This window comes from Streptomyces sp. VRA16 Mangrove soil, from assembly GCF_017377775.1.
Taxonomy (GTDB): domain Bacteria; phylum Actinomycetota; class Actinomycetes; order Streptomycetales; family Streptomycetaceae; genus Streptomyces.
Genome location: NZ_JAFVLN010000010.1, coordinates 267,774 through 288,424, shown reverse-complemented (window position 1 = coordinate 288,424; position 20,651 = coordinate 267,774). Strand labels below are relative to the sequence as shown.

At 70.3% G+C, this 20,651-nt stretch carries 10 protein-coding genes; 6 read left to right on the top strand and 4 right to left on the bottom strand.

The features are described from left to right. Positions 1 to 40 precede the first annotated feature (40 nt). The 3 genes from J3486_RS26815 to J3486_RS26805 all read left to right on the top strand — a co-directional run bounded on the left by J3486_RS26815 (position 41) and on the right by J3486_RS26805 (position 2,946). On the top strand, positions 41 to 559 hold the full coding sequence (locus J3486_RS26815) for a hypothetical protein (protein WP_207824634.1): 519 nt from the start codon (positions 41 to 43) through the stop codon (positions 557 to 559). Between the two features lie 97 nt (positions 560 to 656). Next, entirely contained in the window at positions 657 to 1,217 is a 561-nt protein-coding gene (locus J3486_RS26810; RefSeq protein WP_207824632.1) for a hypothetical protein, read from the top strand. Positions 1,218 to 1,398: 181 nt separating this feature from the next. Then, positions 1,399 to 2,946 carry an MFS transporter gene (locus J3486_RS26805; protein WP_207824630.1) on the top strand — a complete coding sequence of 516 codons (1,548 nt, stop codon included), beginning with the start codon at positions 1,399 to 1,401 and terminating at the stop codon, positions 2,944 to 2,946. Here J3486_RS26805 and J3486_RS26800 read toward each other — a convergent pair. Next, positions 2,906 to 4,522: an FAD-dependent oxidoreductase gene (locus tag J3486_RS26800; RefSeq protein ID WP_374194771.1), complete on the bottom strand. Its 1,617-nt coding sequence runs from the start codon at positions 4,520 to 4,522 to the stop codon at positions 2,906 to 2,908. The two genes, J3486_RS26805 and J3486_RS26800, sit on opposite strands and share 41 nt — an antisense overlap. Positions 4,523 to 4,570: 48 nt before the next feature. Here J3486_RS26800 and J3486_RS26795 point away from each other — a divergent pair, with 48 nt between their 5' ends. After that, on the top strand, positions 4,571 to 5,179 hold the full coding sequence (locus J3486_RS26795; protein WP_207824628.1) for a TetR/AcrR family transcriptional regulator: 609 nt from the start codon (positions 4,571 to 4,573) through the stop codon (positions 5,177 to 5,179). 83 nt (positions 5,180 to 5,262) lie between these two features. Here J3486_RS26795 and J3486_RS26790 read toward each other — a convergent pair whose 3' ends face one another. The 3 genes from J3486_RS26790 to J3486_RS26780 all read right to left on the bottom strand — a co-directional run bounded on the left by J3486_RS26790 (position 5,263) and on the right by J3486_RS26780 (position 11,040). Continuing rightward, complete coding sequence (locus tag J3486_RS26790) at positions 5,263 to 8,064, bottom strand: FG-GAP-like repeat-containing protein (protein ID WP_307804949.1); 2,802 nt, start codon at positions 8,062 to 8,064, stop codon at positions 5,263 to 5,265. A 112-nt stretch (positions 8,065 to 8,176) separates the two neighbouring features. Further along, positions 8,177 to 10,549, bottom strand: coding sequence for an FG-GAP-like repeat-containing protein (locus J3486_RS26785; protein WP_207824626.1), 2,373 nt, complete (start codon positions 10,547 to 10,549; stop codon positions 8,177 to 8,179). Further along, positions 10,546 to 11,040: a hypothetical protein gene (locus tag J3486_RS26780; RefSeq protein WP_229378614.1), complete on the bottom strand. Its 495-nt coding sequence runs from the start codon at positions 11,038 to 11,040 to the stop codon at positions 10,546 to 10,548. Before J3486_RS26780 ends, J3486_RS26785 begins: the two co-directional genes overlap by 4 nt. Positions 11,041 to 11,370: 330 nt before the next feature. Here J3486_RS26780 and J3486_RS26775 point away from each other — a divergent pair, with 330 nt between their 5' ends. Both J3486_RS26775 and J3486_RS44380 read left to right on the top strand, forming a co-directional pair. Beyond that, positions 11,371 to 20,007, top strand: a complete 8,637-nt coding sequence (locus J3486_RS26775; RefSeq protein WP_207824624.1) for a DNRLRE domain-containing protein — start codon at positions 11,371 to 11,373, stop codon at positions 20,005 to 20,007. Next, complete coding sequence (locus J3486_RS44380; protein ID WP_229378613.1) at positions 19,989 to 20,543, top strand: SMI1/KNR4 family protein; 555 nt, start codon at positions 19,989 to 19,991, stop codon at positions 20,541 to 20,543. Before J3486_RS26775 ends, J3486_RS44380 begins: the two co-directional genes overlap by 19 nt. Positions 20,544 to 20,651: the final 108 nt, after the last annotated feature.

Here is a 20,651-nt window from a genome sequence, read left to right as displayed (position 1 = left end):
GCGCAGAAATGCGCAGAAATTCCGGGACGGGGGCACGGGCATGGGCTACTGGGGTTATTACGTGGTGGCCAGAAGCGATCGTCCGCTCAAGGGGCTCGACGCGCTGGACGGGGTGCGGGACGAACTGGCGCTGTTGGAGGAGCGGGCCGGGGGCTGGCAGGTGTGGGAGTGCCCCGGCGGCGGGGGCGAGGGCGAGCAGGCGCCGGACGTCGGGAGCATGAACGCACTGGCGGCCGAGACGGGGTCGCCCGCGCTGTTCGCCTACGTCATGGACAGCCGGTGCGCCGTCGTGGAGGCCGCCGCGCCGCACAGCGGGGCCTGGACGTCGTGCCTGGGGCGGGCCGCGATGGCCGAGTACATCGGCGGCGACGAGCGCGCCCTGGAGGACTACTTCCTGCCGCCCGAGGACGCCGCGGAGCGGGCCGTCGCCTGGGCCGCGGAGGGCGGCCGCACCGTGGAGGCGCAGCCGCTGCACGACGTGCTGCGCGCCCGGGCCGAACCGTCGGCGGAGGAGCTGTTCTTCCGGTTCCTCGACCGGCTCGGCGTGGTCGCCATGTGACCGCGCGTGTGACGTTCTGGGCGGCCCCGACGCAGTAAGTCGCGTAACCCAAGGGGAATGGCCGGGTCCGCGTCGGGGAGTCTGGAGGCGTACGTCCATGAGTCTGGTGGAACTGATCGCGCAGGCCGACGAGCGGGGTCTCGCCGCGAGCGGCCTGGGCTGTCTCGACCGGTGTGTGCCGCTGCTCGGCGCCGACGCGGCCGACGACGAGGCGCTGCGCCCGCTGTGGACGAGCCTCGCCGAGGGCGGCGACGGCTGGGGCGAGCGCCTCGCCGCGGCGCGGAGCGCCCTCGACCGGGTCCCCGAGGGGGACGCGGCCCTGCTCGTGCGGCGGATGCTGGACGCGGCCCCCGACGACAGCGGCGCCGCGGAGCTGCGCGGCTGGGCCGACGCCTGCTCGGTGGCCGCGCTCCAGGTCCACCGGATGCTCGACACGACCGGCGCCGCGGACGCGGGGACGGGTGTCGCGGCCCGCCGCGAAGGACGTACGGACGGCATGTCCCCGTTGGTCGCGGCCGAACTGCGGCGCCAGACCAGGATTCTGGAACTGCTGGCGAACGGCGGCGCGGGCGGGCTTCGGCAGGCGCTCGACGTGTCGGTGGAGGGCCGCAGGGTGCTGCGCGCGGTGGTGGCCCGCAGGGCCAGGGGCCGCGGCTGACCTGGCACGGCCCCGGACCCGGCCGCCCCCTCCGACGGCCGGGGCCGGGCCCGTGGGACGTAGTGAGTATCCGATTGACGGCCCGTCACGCAAGCATGGGCGCAAATCGGGCACTTGGGCGGAGTATGGGGACGGGGACGAGGAACCCGGCCGTGCCACTCAACCCGAGGAGGCCGATCCCATGGCCGACAGCCGTTCTCTGCCCGGCGTTCCCGCAGCCGAGAAGCGGGCAGAGCCCGATCCGCGTCGTTGGTGGGCCCTTGTCGTCATCGCGCTCGCCCAGCTGATGGTCGTCCTCGACATGACCATCGTGAACATCGCTCTGCCGTCCGCCCAGGCCGAGTTGGGCATGTCCGACGGCAACCGCCAGTGGGTCATCACCGCCTACACCCTCGCCTTCGGCGGACTGCTGCTGCTCGGTGGCCGCATCACCGACCTCGTGGGGCGCAAACTCTCCTTCTCCGTCGGCCTGTTGGGATTCGCGGCCGCGTCCGCGCTCGGCGGTGCCGCGACCGGTCAGGCGATGCTGTTCGGGGCGCGGGCGCTGCAGGGCGTGTTCGCCGCGCTGCTCGCCCCGGCCGCCCTGTCGCTGCTGGCCACCACCTTCACCGAGCCGCGCGAACGCAGCCGCGCCTTCGGGGTGTTCGGCGCGATCGTCGGCGCGGGCGCGGCGATCGGCCTGCTCGCCGGCGGGTTCCTCACCGAGTATCTGGACTGGCGCTGGTGCCTGTACGTGAACGTGCCCATCGCCCTCGTCGCCTTCGCGGGCGCCCTGATGGTGCTGCACGACAGCGCGCGCCGCGCCGACGCGCATCTCGACGTGCCGGGCGCGCTGCTCGGCTGCGCGGGGATGCTGGCGATCGTCTACGGCTTCTCGGAGGCCGAATCCCGTTCCTGGGGCGACCCGTTGGTGCTCGCGCTGCTCGGCGGCGGTGCGCTGCTGCTGATCCTGTTCGGCCTGTGGCAGCGCCGGGCCCGGGTGCCGCTGCTGCCCCTTTCGGTGATCAGGGACCGGCAGCGCATCGGGGCGTTCCTGACCGTGCTGTGCGTGACGATCGGGATGTTCGGCGTCTTCCTCTTCCTCACGTACTACATGCAGCGCGTGCTCGGGTACTCGCCGGTCAGGACCGGTGTCGCCTATCTCCCCATCACCGCGGGCATGATCGTCGGCTCCACGCAGGTCGCGGCGCGGCTGCTGCACGTCGTGCCGCCGCGGCTGCTGATCGTGCCGGGCCTGGTGGTCGCGGCGGGCGGTCTCGCGATCGTCGCCCAGGTGGGCACCGAACCCGCCTACGCCTCCCACGTCCTGCCGGGCATGATCCTGCTCGGCCTCGGCATGGGTACGGCGATGATGACCTCGGTGTCGCTGGCCACGGGCAGCGTCGCCCCGCAGGACGCGGGCGCGGCCTCCGCCACCTTCAACACCGCGCAGCAGGTGGGCGGTTCGATCGGTACGGCGCTGCTCAACACGATCGCGGCGAGCGCCACGACCCGTTACGCGACCGCGCACGCCGGCCCGGGTGTCGACCGCCGCGCCCTGGCCGCCGAGGCCACCGTGCACGGTTTCAACGTCGCCACCTGGTGGGCGATGGGCTCGGTGCTGCTGGGCGCGCTGGTCGCCGGGATCGTGGTGAACGCGCCGAGCGCGCCCACCACGGCGACCGAGGCCCCCGCGGGCGACCGCGAGGTCACTCCCGCCGACCGAGCCAGCGGTCCAGGGACCGGCTGAGCCCGTCCGGCTCGGCCGCGCCCTTGTCGGCGGCCCAGGCCACGATGCCGTCGGGGCGTACGAGGACGGCGGCGAGATCGGCACGGGCCGGGCAGACGGCCGTACGGACATGGAGACGGCCGCCCTCGTACCCGGCCGCGCACGCGCGCAGCCCCGTATCGCCCGCGCCGCCGGTCAGGTCGAGGAGGAGGGCGCGGCCGGTGTGGAGGTGGTCGGCGAGCCGGGTGCCGTCGGCGAGTTCGAGGTCGGGGGCGCTCGCCCCGGCCAGCTCGTGCGCGCCGGCCTCCCCGAGGTCGTAGCGCTGCTCGACGCCGGAGATCTTCTTCACGAAGTACGTGGTTCCGGTGACGGTGCCGAGCAGGTCCCCGACGACGGCGCGCAGCGCGCGGGCGTGCCGGTCCGGGCGCATCACGGCGATCTGGGCCCGCGTCCACTCCAGGACCCAGGCGCCGAGCGGGTGCCGCTCGGCGGTGTACGTGTCGAGCAGTCCGTCCGGGGCGGTGCCGCGCACGGTCGCGGCGAGCTTCCAGCCCAGGTTCATGGCGTCGCCGATGCCGAGGTTGAGGCCCTGGCCGCCGAAGGGGGAGTGGACGTGGGCGGCGTCGCCCGCGAGCAGGACGCGGCCCTTGCGGTAGGTGGTGGCCTGCCGGGCGTTGTCGGTGAAGCGGGTGGCGGAGCGGATGCCGGTGACGGTGACGTCGACCCCGGTGACCTTGCGGATGCTCGCCTCCAACTCCGCTTCCGTGACCGGTGATTGACGGTCCCGGGGCGTCCCGTCGAACTCGACGGTGAGGATGCGCCCCGGCATCGGCCCGTACGCGTACACCCCGGTGTCGGTGGCGTGCCAGCCGAGCTTCAGGCCCTCCGTGCCGGTCATCTCGGCCAGCGCCTGGTGCCCGGTGATCTCCGGCGCGGTGCCGGGGAAGTCGAACCCGGCGAGCTTGCGCACCCGGCTGCGCCCGCCGTCACAGCCGACGAGCCAGGAGGCGCGCAGAACGCCCCCGTCGGAGGTGTGGACGGTGACGCCCCCGGCGTCCTCCTGAAACTCCGTCACTTCCCGTCCCCGGTAGGTCACGACGCCCAGCTCGTCGGCCCGCTCGGCGAGCATCTCCTCCAGCTGGGCCTGGGCGATCAGCCCGAGCCCGTCGGCGGGGCCCTTGTCGGCGAAGGCGGGGTCGTCCGCGTCCAGCAGCCCGGCGTCGAGCGGGATCCCGGCGAAGTGCCCGGCGAACTTGGGCGGGATTTTCACGGGGGTGCCGGGGGTACCGGGGGCGCCAGTCCCCCTGAGGGCCTGCACGCGCTCCATCATCTGCTGCTGCGCCGCGCGGATCGCGGGCAGGAAGCCCCGCCGGTAAAGGGCTTGTGCGGAAGGGGAGTTGATGGCCCCTGCCTTGATGGTCGTATCGATCTCGGTGAGCCGCTCCAGTACGGCGACGCTCGCGCCGCCGAGCCTCAGTTCGCAGGCGAGCAGCAGGCCGACCGGCCCGCCGCCGCACACGACTACGTCCACGTCGTGGTCCACGTCCATGTTCACGTCCGTGTCCACGTCCACAGGTGCATCCGTGATGGCGTCCATGCGGTTGACTATAGTCACTAAAACTTTGTATTGGCTATAGTGAGTTGCATGAGCGGCTTGAGAGAGCAGAAGAAGGCGCAGACCCGGCAGCACATCACCGACACGGCGACGCTGCTCTTCCGCGAGCGCGGCTTCGACGCGGTGACCGTGGCGGAGGTGGCCCGGGAGGCCGGCGTCTCGACGATGACGGTCTTCAACCACTTCCCGCGCAAGGAGGACCTGCTCCTGGACCGGGTCCCGGAGACGGTGCACCTGGTGACGGGGGCCGTGGCGGACCGGGCCGACGGCGAGACCCCGCTGGCCGCGCTGCGCCGCCTGCTGCTCGAACTCGTCGATCAGCGCCACCCGTTGGGCGCGATCGGCGACTCCTTCGTCTGGCTGTGGCGGGTCGTCCTCGACTCGCCGTCGCTGCGGGCGCGGGCGCGCGAGGCCCTGGAGGAGGTCGAGGACGCGCTCACCGGGGCGCTGGCGGAGGCGGGCGAACGCCGGCCGCGGCTGACGGCGGCGCTGGTGGTGGCCGGGTGCCGGGTGGTCTATGCGCAGGCGGCGGGGCGGCAGTTGGCGGGGGAGCGGGCGGCGGACGTCGTCGTGGAGCACCGGGCGGCGGTGGCGGAGCTGTTCGACGCGCTGGAGGGCGTACGGGCAGGACTGCGGTAGCGGCACGCGAAAGGGCCGCGGGGCTGGTCGGCCCCGCGGCCCTCTCGTCGGTCACGTCACCCGTGCGGGGGTGAACTACCGCGTCACGGCGCCAGGTTGGTGCCCAGGCGGGCGCCGGCCGGGGTGCCGAGCTGGGTCACGCCGTAGTACGTGGACAGTGCGAGGTTCCACTTGTAGGCACCGGTCGCCGAGTCCGTGGTCGGGACGTGCAGCAGGGTGCCGTTGCCCGCGTCCTCGCCCGCGACGCCGATCACCAGGCTCGCCCGGCCGAAGCCCTGGAGGTCGGTGAGGGCGACCGACGAACCGAGGTTGTCGTTCGTCTCGGTGGAGCCGGGGACGCCCGCCTCGTCCTGCGAGATCGCGAGCGCGCCCGTGCCGGTCAGTCCGGACGAGGAGCCCTTCAGGAGCAGCGACGTACCGGCGTTGGAACGGTTCGTCGTGCGGGTGATGTCCTCGTTCGGGGCGCCCGTGAGGACGTCCGCGTAGCCGTCGCCGTTGTAGTCGCCAACCGCGACCGAGGCGCCCATGGCGTCGCCGGCCTCGGAGGCGCCGGGGACACCGGTGGTGGACTGGTGGATCGTCTTGACGCTGGTCGACAGGCCGGTGCCCGCCACGCCGTAGACCGCGGTGACCTGACCGCCCGAGTGGGCGCCGGACTCGGCGGTGTAGGGCTGGCCGATGACGATGTCGTCGACGCCGTTGCCGTTGATGTCGCCGGCGGCGATCGAACGGCCGCCCTTCGTCGTCAGCGTCGCCGCCTTGCGCAGGCCGCTCGCGCCGCCCTTGTACCAGACGACCTTGCCGATGCCGGAGCCGTCGCGGTAGTTCAGGGCGACGTCCGCGTATCCGTCGTCGTTGAAGTCGCCGGACGCGGCGTCCTCGTAGGACAGGTTGTCCTCGGTCGTGGTGATCATGGAGTCGGTGTCCCAGCCGTCGCCGTACCGGGCCGACCAGGTGCCGCCGGTGCCGGTGGACGCGGCGAAGACGTCGGCCTTGCCGTCGGCGTTGAAGTCGCCGACCGCGACGGCCGAACCGAAGCGGGCGCTGTTCAGCTCGTAGCTGCCGTCGATGTTCACGCCGGTGCCGGTGGTGAAGTCCGGGCCGTAGACGATCGTGTACGCGCCGCGGTCCTTGTGGCCCGAGGTGTCGTCCTCGCCGGGCTGGCCGACGACCACGTCGGCGTACCCGTCACCGTTGATGTCGCCGGTCGCCGTCGAGGCGCCGAACTCGTCGCCGGTCTCGCCCGCACCCGGAATGTCACCGGTGGACTGCGAGATCACCTTCTTCTTCGAGCTGTCGGGGGCCGCGAGACCGCCCGGGACGATCGCGACCTGACCGCCCTTGGAGCCCTTGGGCAGGCCCGTCACGAGGTCGGCGAAACCGTCCTTGTTGGTGTCGGCCGTCGGGATCGCGGCGCTCGCGCCCTTGCTCGCGGCGAAGGTGCGGATCGCGGGGAGCTTGCTCTCCAGCGCCGTGCCGGGGCAGTCGGTCCGGTAGGCGTCCTGGTGTCCGGAGATGGTGTTCAGGGTGACGCTCTGGCCCTCCTGGAACTTGTCCGTGGCCAGGGCGACCAGCGTCACCTTGCCCGTCGGGTCGCCACCGTACTGGCCCAGCTTGTAGGCGGCGACGCGCGCGGCGGACTCCAGCGCGGCCCGCGACGGCTTGCCGCCGTCCTGGAAGTTGCCGAGGATCGCGATGCCCGTCGAGTACGAGTTGAAGCCGTAGGTGTGGGCGCCGAGCACCGGCTCGTCGACACCGCCCTCACGGCCCTCGAAGATCTGGCCGCACTTGTCGACGACGAAGTTGTAGCCGAGGTCCTTCCAGCCGTCGTAGTGCTCGGCGGGGCGGGGCGTGACGTGGTACAGGTAGTCGGCCCTGATCATGGCCGCCGACTGCGAGCAGCTGTAGTTGTTCGTGTCCACGGTGTGGTGGATGAACGCCGCCTGGACCTTGTCGATGTACTCCGGCGGGCTGTAGTTGACCGCCTTCGACGTGTCCGGCTTCCACTCCGAGCGCATGATGATCGGCGGCTTGGTGACCGTGGAGTCGGGGGCGTCGGGCTTCACCGTCGAGGACGACGTCGGCTCGGGGCTGCTCGTCGCGGTCCCGGTCGCCGAGGCGGAGGCGGAGGCGGACGCGGTGTCCGAGGCCGTGGCGGAGGCGCTGCCCGAAGGGTCGGCGGAGACGGAGGCCGTCTCCGTCGGGCTCGCCGTCTCCGTGGCGGACGCGGACGGCGACTCCTCGGAAGTGACGCTGTACGCCGCGTTCTGCAGGGATATGGAGTCCTGCGCGGCGTTCTGCTGCGCGGCCTCCTTCTTCGTCACACCGGGGTCGACCATCGTCAGGCTGAGCCCCTTGGGCAGCGCGGACGACGAACCGTCGGCGGCGACCACACGGGCCTCGACGCCGTCGGAGGAGCCCACCCAGCGCGACTCGGACATGCCGAGGACGCCGCTCTTGGCGTCGGCGGTGCCCGGGTCGGGCAGGTGCGACTCGGTCGCGATCGACTGCCAGCCGGACCACTCACCGGTCTCGGTGCTGCGGACCCGCACCTGCGCCGTGCCGTCCAGCTCGGCGGTCTGCTTGTCCCAGGTGAGCCCGACGAGCGAGAAGGGCTTCGTCGACCGCTGCGACAGCGCGCGCTTGCCGGTGCCGGTCGCGGCCAGGTCGGCCGAGTGCACGGCGGAGGCACGCGGCTGCACGGGCACGTCACCCGTGGGCTCCTCGCCGGCCATGGCGTACGCCGTCACACCGGCCCCGCCGAGCACGACCGCGCCCAGCGTGATCCAGGCCCTGCGCTTGAGACTGAGCGGCTTGTACGCGTGTGCCGCCGATGACGACGGGCGCGCGTTCTGCGCCTTTCCTCGCGAATGTCGCGGGCTCACATGCCCCACCCCTTGAAGAAGTTCACAAAAGCCCCGCGAATGTCGCGGGTAGATGTTCTATTCAGCGAACGACTGCCGAAGAGCGTCACTGGTTGCACTGATGTGCCGTACGTCACTGTGTGATCTCCGTTCCCGCGCCGGTGCCGGTGGTGGTGCCCAGCGCGGCCGGTCCGTAGGAGGTGCCCGCGGCGATCACGCTCTCGTCGCCCGGGGCGCCGAACGAGGCGTCCGCGCGGCCGTCCCCGGTGAGGTCGGAGAGGGCGACGGCGGTGCCGAACCGGTCGCCCGCGGCGGCCGTTCCGGGCAGGGCGCCGGAGCCCTCGGCGTACGTGACCGACGGCGTGCCGGCCAGGCCGTCGGGGCCGCCGGGCAGCAGCTGGACGCGGCCCGCGCCGGTGTCCGTGCCGGGCGCACCGGCCAGCAGGTCGGCGCGGCCGTCGCCGTCCGTGTCCCCGGCCGCGAGCGAGGCGCCCAGCTCGCCGCCGCTGTCCGGCGCCGCGACGACCGTGGCGGCCGCACCGGTGTCGAGGCCGCCCGCGGCGCCCCGGTACACCGCGACCCGGCCGTCCCCGCCCGCGGCGTCCGGGCGCCCGACGGCGAGATCGGCCAGGCCGTCGCCGTCGAAGTCCCCCGCGGCGAGGGCCCGTCCGCCCGCGCCCTCCACCACGACCGGCGCGTCCGTGCGCAGCCCGGTGGCCGAGCCGCGGACCACGACCAGCGGCCGCTCGCCGGACGCCGTACGGAAGCTCAGGGCCGCGTCGGCGAACCCGTCCCCGTCGAAGTCCCCGGTGGCGAGGGCGGGTTGGTCCACGGCGCCGTCCGCGAGCGCGAGCGGTGCGGAGAAGGCGCGATCCGTGCCGTCCACCGTCCAGGCGCGGCCCGCGCCCGGTGCGACGGCGAGGATGTCGTCGCCGCCGTCCCCGTCGAAGTCGCCGGTGGCGAGGGCGGAGCCGAAGCGGGCGCCGCTCGCGCGGACCGCCGTCGGCTCATTGATCATTCCGGCCTGCCCGGTGAGCCCGTTCGGCCCGCCGCGCAGCACGCTCACACCGCCCTCGTCGCTCGCGCCCGCGGTGACCTCCTCGCCGGGCGAGGCGACGACCAGGTCGGTGTAGCCGTCGTGGTCCAGATCCCCGTACGCGCTCGCCGAGCCGAAGCCGTCGCCGTCCTCGGAACCGCCGGGCACGCCCTCGCTCTCCTGCGTGACGACCGCCTTGTTGCCCGCGTACGGGCTGGTGCGCGCACCCGGCACCACGGTGATCTGACCGGCGCCGGGGTGCGCGTTGGCGGTGGCGGCCGGAACGCCGGTGGCCAGGTCGGCGCGCCCGTCACCGTTCGTGTCGCCGTGCACGGAAAGGGAGTTGAGAGCGGCGGCCGCGGTTCTGATCGCGGGCAGGTCGCCGTACAGGTTGGTGCCGGGACACTCGGTCGGATAGCCGTCGCGGTGACCGGAGATCCGGTTCATGGTCACCAACTGGCCCTGCGTGAACTTGCCGTTGTCGGCCCCGGCGGCCATCACGAGCGAGCCGGCCGGGTTGATGCCGTACAACCCGAGCTTCCAGGCGGCGAGTCGGGCGATCGAGTCGCGCACGGCCGCCGTGGAGGTGGCCGTGTTGTAGTCACCGAGGACGGCGACGCCGCTGGTGTCGGTGTTGAAGCCGTAGGTGTGCGCGCCGTAGACGGGCTTGTCGATGCCGCCCGCGCGACCCTCGAAGATCGTGCCGCACTTGTCGACGAGGAAGTTGTAGCCGATGTCGTTCCAGCCGTTCGACTTCACGTGGTACGTGAGGATGCCGCGGATGACGGACGCCGACTCGGCGCAGGTGTAGTCGTTCGTGCCCGCCGTGTGGTGCACGAAGACGGCCTTGGTGTCGGTCGTGTACGTCGGCGGGTCGGCGACGATCGACTCGTCGGCGCCCCATCCGGCGCGGGTCGTGATCGGCGGCTGTCCGGCGACGGACGCCGTCGGCTCCTGCGCACTGCGGACCGTGGTGGCGGCCCCGCCGTCGGGGTCGACCAGGTCGACGCGGAGCCCGGCGGGCAGTCCCCTCCCGGCGGCCCGCATCTGTACGCCGTCGGACGGGCCGACCCACAGCGGCTGGGTGCCGCCGCGGACGCCGGACGCCCGGTGGTCGGGGCCCGACTCCGGTGCGTGGACGTCGAGTTCGAGGGCGCGCCAGCCGGTCCAGGCGCCGGTGGCGCTGGAGCGCGTACGGATCTGGACCGTGCCGTCGAGCACCGCGTCCGGATCGGACCAGGTGACGCCGAGCATCCGGAACGGCCGTGTGGTGCGGGCGCCGAGCGCGCGGTGGTCCCGGTCCGTGCCCGCGGGCACGGGGACGGTGTGCACGACGCCGGTCGGCCGGGCCGACGCGGTGGCGGCGAAGGGGGTCGGCGCGTAGGGCCGGGACAGGGCGACGCAGCTGAGGACGACCGCGGCGGCCAGGGCCGTGCGGACCGCCTGGCGGCGGACGGGGTGCGGGCTCATTCGGCACCCTCCGCGGTGGACTCGGTCGGCTCCGGCGAGGGCAGCTCGCCCTGGCACGTGGCGCGGCCGTACTTCCCGAAGGCCGTCGCGGTCTGAACGTGCCGGCCGCGGATGGCCAGTTGGCAGCTGGCCCGGCCGCCCTCGGCGTCCAGGGCGACGGTCACGACGGGCGGCTTGCCGAGCGGCACGCGCACGGTCTTGCGCCACGGCAGCGCGGCGCCGTGCACCGTGACGGCCTTTCCGGACTCGTCACGCGCCTGGTAGGTCAGGTCGGCCGTGCCCTCGCCCGTCACCTCGTAGGTCACCGACGCGGTGGGCACGTGCCGCTGCGGGGTCTCGTCCGTGTCGAGGACCCCGTACACGACCAGGCCCGCGCAGGCTGCGAGCAGCGCGACGGCCGCGGCGACACCGCGCCGGTCGACACCTTCGGTCTTCGGGGCGGGCGACTCGGCGGCCGGTTCGGCGGCGGTCGGCTCTTCGGGGTCTGGCATGAAAAAGGCCCGGCTTTCGTGAGGCGCGCGAATACGACGGTGGAAAACCGGGGGGTTATACCGCAGAGGGACTCGCCAATTCCACTGAGCGGAGAAAGTCGGGCGAAACGGTCTTGCCCTCTTTGCGGCGCTTCGCGGGGGAATGATTTTCCGGTGTCATCCGGGGTTTCCGGTGCGGTATAACCGGCGTCACTCAAGGGGAGTCGTGCCAGGTGGCTGCTTGTCCCATTTGCGCGATCGATTGACATGTACCTTTCTGCGTGATTAGAAATTCGCCCGCAATTAGTAGGCGTGCAGCCGGCCGGGAGCATCCCGGCCGGTCTCTTCGGCATGCCGAAATCGAAAGGGCAACAGGACGTGAAAGTCCGATACGGGAGAATAATCTCCTGTCTGGTCGTGTCAGCGGTGGTGAGCACGGCCATTCCGCAGCTGGCGTACGCCACCGATTCCGGGGGCGGGGACGACGGCAAGGGTGTCGTCGACACCATCAAGGGATGGTTCGACGACGACGATGACGACGATCCGACTCCGCCCACCGGCGGAGACCTTGAGATCCCGAGCCGCGAGAAGCTGCCGAAGGGCCGGAAGAAGGCGCCGGCCGAGCGGGTCCGCGAGCTGACCTCGCGCCGCACCGAGCACGTGCGCTTCTGGGAGCTGTCCGACGGACGGGTCCAGGCCGAGGTGTCCGCGGTCCCGACGGCGTACGGCGTCGGCAAGGGCAGGAAGAAGACCTGGAAGACCATCGACACCGACGTCGACAAGACGTCGGTGAAGGGCTACGACTTCGCCAACACCACCAACTCCGGCCGGAGTTGGTTCAGTGGCGACGCCGACCGGCTCCTGAAGTTCCAGGCGGGCACGGACGGACCGGCCGTCACCCTCGGTCTCGACGGCGCGGCCACGAAGGACGTCGACCCGCAGGCCAAGGGCTCCACGGTCACGTACAAGGACGTGGCGGCGGGCGGCGCCGACCTGCGGTACGAGGTCGGTCAGGGCCGGGTCAAGGAGAACATCCTCCTGTCCGAGGCCCCCGCGGGCCCGGTCTCGTACACCTTCACGCTGAACACCGGTGGCCTGACGCCGAAGGCGCGCAAGGACGGCTCGATCGCGCTGTACGGCGAACTGCCGAACACGCCGGTCATGACGATCCCGGCCGCGTACATGACGGACACCCGCAAGGACGCCGATTCGCCGTACGGGCTCGCCTACAGCCCGAAGGTGAAGCAGCGCCTGATCCGTGACGGCAAGCAGTGGAAGATCGTCGTCACGCCGGACACCGCGTGGCTGGCCTCGTCGAAGCGCCGGTACCCGGTGACGATCGACCCGACGATCACGATCACGCCGTCCGCGACCGAGTCGCAGGACACGATGGTCCTCTCCGACCAGCCGTCGGCGAACTTCAACAACACCTGGAAGCTGTCGGTCGGCAAGACCGACACGGGTATCGCCCGCTCCCTGATCAAGTTCCCGCTGAACGAGATCCCGTCGGGCACGAAGATCGACACGGCGCGTCTGGAGATGTACTACGACCAGACGCACACCACCAATGCCAACGATGTCACCATGGAGGTCCACCGGGCGACCGGCGCCTGGGACGAGTCGACGGCGACGTGGTCCAACACCTCGGCCCTGTCGGGCGAGTTGTCGGGAACGACGTACCAGATCGACGACGGTGACGCGGGTACGGCCGCGGTCGGCGAGTGGCCCAAGGGCACGACGACCGGCGGCGCCGCCACGAACGACGACTTCGCCTACAACAAGAACACCGCGACGGGCGAGACGTACACCTACCAGCCGACGATCCCGGAGACGGCGTCGTACCGGATCGAGGCCCACTACCCGCCCGCGACCGACGCGGCGACGGCGGCCCCGTACACGATCACGCACCGGGACGGCACCGCGACGGCGACGGTCAACCAGACCGGTTCGGTCGCGGCGTGGAAGGCCCTGAGCAGCACGCAGTACTACTTCAGCCGGGGCAACACCGGCAAGGTGGTCCTGGGTGACACCGGCTCCTCCACCACCCGCAACATCGCCGACTCGATCCGCCTGGTGAACCCGGCGCAGATCGTCAAGAACACCGGCGAGTACAACGCCTGGCACAAGTTCGCGGTGACCGACACCGTCCAGAAGTGGGTCTCCGGCACGGCCACCAACAACGGCTTCGTGCTCCAGGCCAAGGACGACACGGTCGCGGGCACGCTCACCGGCGGCCCCCGCTACGAGGCCGGAGACGGCACCTCGTACGGCGGCGAGGAGTCCAGCTACCCGCGCCTGACGATCACCTACGGCAAGGTCGGCGCGGCCCTCGACTCCCCGACGGTCGTGCACGACACCGGCCCGGAGCTCTCCTGGTCCGCGTACTCGAACAAGACCGGCGACAGCGGACTCGACATCGCCGAGTACCAGCTGCACCGCTCCACGCAGCAGACGTTCACGCCGAGCGCGGCCACCCTCGTGGCCCCCGTCGACAAGGCGACCACCGCCTACACGGACACCACCGCGAAGCCGACGCCGGACTCCTCGTCCGCCGAGATCGGGCGGTCGTACTACTACCAGATCGTGGTGAAGACGAAGGACGGGTCCCTCATCGGATCCCCGACCCGCGTCGTGGGCGTCCCCAAGGCCGGCCGCACCATGAAGCTCGTCCAGGGCACCGCCGGCGGCGTCACCGACACCACGCTCTCCTCCCAGCAGCCCACCACCAACCAGGACGCGATCCAGTCGTTCGGCGTGGGCCAGAAGTGGCTGAGCGTCGGCAACAACTCGACGACGTACGGCAAGACGCGCACGGCGCTCAAGTTCCCGACGTCCTCGATCCCCGCGACGGCCACGGTCCTCGACTCCAAGCTCTACATGTGGGGCGCGGAGACCACGACCGACACCGACGGCGCGATCTACGAACTCCACGGCCTGAACGAGGACTTCACCGAGACGACGGCCACCTGGAACAACTCCGCGGCCTCGACCCCCTGGACGGCGGCGGGCGGTGACTACGGCGCCACCGTCTCCGACACCGTCGCCCAGGTCTCCGAGGTCGGCCGGCACTGGTGGGACGCCACGTCCATGACCCAGGGCTGGATCAAGACCCCGTCGTCCAACCACGGCGCCCTGCTCAAACTCAAGGACGAGACGACGACGGGCCCGCAGGAGCGCACCCTCTTCCTCTCCTCCGAGGGCGAGGACCAGCAGCTCGGCCCGCTGCTGCGCGTCATCTACGTCGACGCGACGACGGAGAACACGTACTACGCGCCGCAGACCCCGGCCCGGATGACCCCCAACTCCACGTACACCGTGGACTTCACGGTCACCAACACCACGAACGCGGCCTGGGCGGCGGGCGAGCGCGTCCTGTCGTACACGTGGAAGCTGCCCGACGGCACGGACATGACGACCGGCGGCAACCAGGTCAAGACGGCGGTCCCGGCCCTGCTGCCGGGCCAGTCGACGACGGTCCAGGCCAAGGTCAACACGCCGATCAACTCCGACTCCGGCAGCCACCGCACCGAGTACGTCCTCGGCTGGGACATCCAGAAGGTCTCCGACGGCAGCTGGCTGTCCGCGGGCACCGGCGGCATCCCGACCCTGAAGCAGAACGTGGCGGTGGAGGACCCGACCTCCAACACGCTCGGCCTGGAGAAGTTCTACTCGTACACGGGCAAGAACACCGGCGCCGGCTCGACCGTCATGACGAACCTGGCGTCCGGCAACGCGGTGTGGTCCTACAACGCGTTCACCAACCCGGGCCGCGGCCTGAGCACCTTCGCCCGCTTCTCCTACAATTCGCTCGACACCTCGGACACGGTCTCCGGTCCCGGCTGGTCGGCGCAGTTGGCCGGTCCCGTCCGGCTCGGCGCCCCGGTGGACTTCCACCCCAACCCGAGCGCGAACACGAGCGAGATCCGGCTGCCCGACGGCGACGGCACCACGCACGTCTTCACCAAGCAGTCGGACGGCACGTGGAAGGCCCCGGCGGGCGTCCACTACAAGGTCACGATGAAGTCGGGCCTGGACTGCACCCCCGACAAGGACCCGGTCCCGGACGCCTGGACGTTCACGCGCCCCGACGGCACGCGCTTCCTCTTCGGCTGCGACGGCTACATGACGTCGGAGATCGACAAGAACGGCAACACGCAGACGTTCACGTACGAGGAGCGCAAGTCCAACAACAAGCCGACCAAGTTCCTCAAGTACATCACCGACCCGGCGGGCCGGCAGTCCCTGACGGTCGACTACTACTCGAAGTCCGACGCCACCAGCGTCAAGAGCGTCGACCACGTCAAGTCGATGACGGACATCTCGGGCCGCACCCTGACCTTCGGGTACTCCACCGAGGGCCTGCTGACCAAGCTGACCGACGGCGCCGGCTCCGGCAAGGAGAAGGTCTTCTCCTTCACCTACGACGCCACGCAGGGCAACAAGAACGTCAAGCTGGTCGACGTCCAGGACCCGCGTCAGCACAGCACGAAGCTGGCCTACAACGAGCCCAAGGCCGGTGACGACCCCAAGTACCACTGGTGGACGAAGACGATCACCGACCGGCTCGGCGGTGACACCGGCTACACGTACGCGGCCGACACGGCGAACACCAAGTTCGTGGACACGGCGGTGACGGACGCGGAGTCGCACACCACGAAGTACACGACGGACGACTACGGGCGCCCGGTCCAGACGGTCAACGCCAAGTCGCAGTCCAGCAGGATGAGTTGGGACGCCGACAACAACGTCACGTACCTGGAGGAGGCGAACGGAGCCAAGACCGCGTACTGCTACGACCAGAAGACGGGCTACCCGCTGTGGTCGCGCGACGCCGAGCACAACAAGTCCGGGGTGCCGGACCAGTCCGCGTGCGCACCGGGCTCGTACCCAGCGGACGCGCAGCAGTACACGTACCAGACGCGACTCGACGGCTTCAGCGCCGACCTGTTCACGAAGACGTCCCCCGAGGGCCGCAAGTGGCAGTTCGGGTACGACTCGTTCGGGAACCTGAAGACGGTCACCGACCCGAAGGGCGTTGCCACGGCGACGGCCGGGGACTACACGACGTCGTACGCGTACGACGGCTACGGTGAGCTGACCAAGGCGACGGACGCCAACGGGAACGCGACGGTGAACAGCGGCTTCGGCCCGGCCGGTTACCCCGGCACCATCACCGACGCGCTGCAGAAGTCGACGTCGTTCGTGTACGACGAGCGCGGCCAGGTCCGCGAAGTGACCGACGCGCTGGGCAAGAAGACGACGCAGACCTACGACGTCTACGGGCGTCCCATGGTCAGGACGGCCCCCAAGGACCAGGACCGCGGCGACTACATCACGTCCCCGGCCCCCGTCTACGACGCCAACGACAACATCACCACCTCCACCGCCCCCAACGGCGCGGAGATGACGGCGGCGTACGACTCCGCGGACCAGATGCTCTCGTCGACGGATCCCAAGGACACCCCGACCGGACCCGAGCGCAGGACCGACTACACGTACGACAAGGTCGGCAACGTGAAGTCGACGACCACGCCCAAGGGCACGGCGACGACGGACACCACCGACTACGTCACCACGCACAACTACGACGAGATCTACCAGCTCACCTCGGTGGTCAACTCCGCCGGGGACAAGATCTCCTACCAGTACGACGACGTCGGCAACCTCGTGACGGTCGTCGACCCGAAGAAGAACGCGACCGCCGACCCCGACGACTACACGACCAGGACGGGCTACGACCTCGACCACCGTGTCGTGTCGGTGACCGACGCGCTCGGCAAGACCAGCTCGCGCACCTACGACAAGGACTCGCTCGTCGTCGTCAACCGTGACGCGGACCAGAACGAGACCCTGATCAGCTACGACGAGAGGGGCAAGCAGACCGAGGTCAAAACCCCGCACGAGGGCACCACGACGCGGTCGACCAAGTACGAGTACGACCAGGTCGGCAACACCACGAAGGTGATCACGCCGCGCGGCACGGAGACGGCCAACGCGGAGGACTTCACCTCCCGCACCGAGTACGACGCGCTGAACCGTCCGGTGAAGCAGTACCAGCCCTACGACCCGGCGGACGGCCGGTACAACGATCCCGACGTCTACACCGAGACGTCCTACGACGCCGTGGGCAGGGTCGCCAAGACCTCGCTGCCGCCGTCCGAGGGCCAGACGGTCCGCAACGACACCACGTTCTCGTACTTCGACAACGGCTGGACCAAGTCGTCGACGGACCCGTGGGACATCGTCACCACGTACGACTACAACGAGCTGGGCCGGCAGACCGCCCGCACGCTCACCTCGGCGGGAGGCTCCGCCAACCGCACGATGAGCTGGTCGTTCTACCCGGACGGCAAGCTCAAGTCGAAGACGGACGACGGTGTGCCGGTCGGCACGGCGGTCCCGCTCGTCGACAACTCCGACACCCAGAACACCAGCTCCACGGGCACCTGGACGCACGCCAGCGCCACCGGCCAGCAGGGCTTCGACCACCAGGTCCACGCCGCCGGCAGCGGAAGCGACGCGTTCACCTGGACGCTGAACATCCCCGAGGACGGCACCTACACCGCCTACGTCAGGTACCCGAAGGTCACCGGCGCCGCCACGGCCGCGAAGTACACGGTGACGAAGTCCGACGGTTCGACCACGGACGTGGTGCGGGACCAGAGCACGAACTCGGGCGCCTGGGTCAGCCTCGGCACGTTCGCCCTCACCCAGGGCAACGCGGCCAAGCTCCAGCTGTCCCAGAACAGCGCGGGCGCGGTCGTCGCCGACGGCGTCAAGCTCGTCCGCGACAACTCGGCCGACACCGACAACGAGCACCACACCTTCGCCTACGGCTACGACGTCAACGCCAACCTGACGTCCATCGACGACACGTCGTCCGATGCGCCGGTCGACAAGTACACCCTTGCCTACTCGGGCCTGGACCAGATCCAGAAGGTGACGGAGTCGCTGGCGGGCGCGGAGAAGAAGGCCACCTCCTACACCTACGACGCCAACGGACAGCCGGAGACGATCACCCACCCCGACCAGTTCTCCAAGTACGTCTACGACGAGCGCGACCAGACCGCGAAGGTCTCGGTCGGTAAGTCCGCCACGGACGCGTCCCCCCAGGTCACGTCCTACACGTACACCGACCGCGGTGAGGTGCTCCGGGAGACCAAGAACAACGGCAACACGGTCGACAACACCTACTTCCTCGACGGTGCGCTCAAGACCGCCGTGGAGAAGAAGTCCAACGGCACGCTGGTGGCCTCCCACACCTACGACTACGACGCCAACGGCAACCAGTCGCAGGACGTGGTGCGGAAGATGAACGCCGACGACCACGCGGCGTACCTCGACTCCACGCTCACGTACACCTACGACCCGCTCGACCGGCTCGCCAAGTCGGTGAAGACGGGCAACGGCGCGTCGACCGACACCTATGTCCACGACGACAACTCCAACGTCATCAGCCAGACGGTCAAGGACACCTCCACGACCTTCAGCTATGACCGCAACCGTCTGCAGAGCGCGTCCGTCGCGGGTACGTCGTTCCAGTACACCTACGACCCGTTCGGCCGCCAGGAGTCGGTGACCAGCAACGGCAAGGTCGTCGGACGCAGTGTGTACGACGGCTTCGACCACGTCGTCGAGTCCCAGAAGATGGACCCGACCGGCTCGATGAAGTCGACGAAGTACACCTTCGACCCGCTCGACCGCACCCTGTCCAAGACCGCAGAGGGCAAGACCACGGACTACGAGTACCTGGGTCTGTCCAGCGAGGTTCTGGACGAGAAGGTCTCGGGCCAGCTCTCCAAGTCCTTCCAGTACAGCCCGTGGGGCGAGCGCCTGTCCCAGATCAAGCACAACACGGACGGTACGAACGAGGACACGTACTACAGCTACAACAGCCACACGGACGTCGAGGCCGTCACCGACAAGGACGGTGACACCAAGGCCACGTACGGCTACACCGCCTACGGCAGCGACGACACCTCCGAGTTCACCGGCATCGACAAGCCCGACGCCCAGGACCCGACCAAGGAGGACTACAACCCCTACCGCTACAACGGCAAGCGCTGGGACGCCCAGTCCGGTACGTACGACATGGGCTTCCGGGACTACAGCCCCGGTCTCAACAGCTTCACCACCCGGGACATGTACACCGGCGCACTGGCCGACATGAACCTCGGGGCCGACCCGTTCACCGGCAACCGCTATGCCTTCGGCGGCGGCAACCCGGTGAGCAACATCGAGCTGGACGGCCACTTCTTCGGCATCGACGACGCGATCGAAGGAGTGGGAGCGCTCGTCGTGGTCGCGGCCGTGGTCACCTACGCCGTCGCGACCGACAAGGACGTGTCGGACTCCCTCGACTCCGCCTTCGACTCGATCGTGTCGGGGATCGGGGACCTCTTCAGTGATGACGAGGACTCCGCCGACCCGGAACCGGAGCCGACCCCCGGGCCGCGCCCCGGCCCCATCCCGGGCGGCGACACCAGCACGAACAACAAGAAGCGCTGCGAGGACGACCCCAAGTCGTCCCGGTTCCAGTACGAGGCGCTGGACGGAGCCGGTCGCGCCCAGGGGGCGACCGCACTGCTCTGCCCGGGCGACCTCAAGCCGCCGCTCGCCAACCGTGACGACGGCGGCTCGGTGAACGTGTACGGCTTCCCCGACCCGGCGCAGAACACGCCCCGGTCGGGCAAGGGGAACATCTTCGACCGCACGCACATCGTCGGTGACAAGGTGAGCGGCGACTGGGTGGACGAGAACCTGTTCACCGGGTTCAAGCGCATGAACCGCAGCGGTATGCGGCGTTGCGAGATCAAGATGGAGAAGCAACTCGCGGCCGGTAAGTGGGTCATGTACACAGGTAAGGTCAACTACAGCCACACCACGGGTTATGCGGACAGCATCACCATGACGGCCTACACCGAGGACGGACCGCTGTTCACCAACGTGGTGGTGGAGAACAGCCCGGATTGGCAGACGACATGTTGAGGCTCGAAGAGCTGGAGGCGGCGCTTCCCGCGATGACGCGGTGGCGGGTGCCCGGTGGGCGCGGACTGGACTGGGGTGCGCTGGAAGCGGGCCTCGGGACGCCGCTGCCCTCCGACTTCCGTTCACTGGCGGAGGCGTATCCGGTGCTGTCCATCGGCGACTTCCTCACGGTGTCCCTTCCGCGCCCCGGCGGCGAGGAGTCCTGGGCGGCCCAGGGCAAGGACGACGAGATCCTCCAGGACCTCTACGAGATGGAGGACATGGAGGACTACGTCCCCTATCCGCAGCCGGGAGGTCTGATCGCCTGGGCGGAGTCCAACAGCGGTGACGTCTTCTACTGGAGGACGAGCCCCGCGGACCCGGACGCCTGGCCGGTGGTCGTCCGCACGGACAACGCGGACTGGATCGAGTTCCCCGTCGGGGCCGTCGAGTTCCTGACCGGCGTGTACGGGCGGACGCTCGACGTGCCGGGCATGCCAGGGAGCTTCCCCGGTGACAACCCGGAGGTCCTGGGTCTGGACGAGCCCGTCGACTGACCGGTGACACTCCCCGCAAGCAGCTGAACAGCGGTCGCCCCCAGAACCCCGGAGGTTCTGGGGGCGACCGTGCGTTGTGCGCGGCACGTCTTGAGCGGCACGTAATCC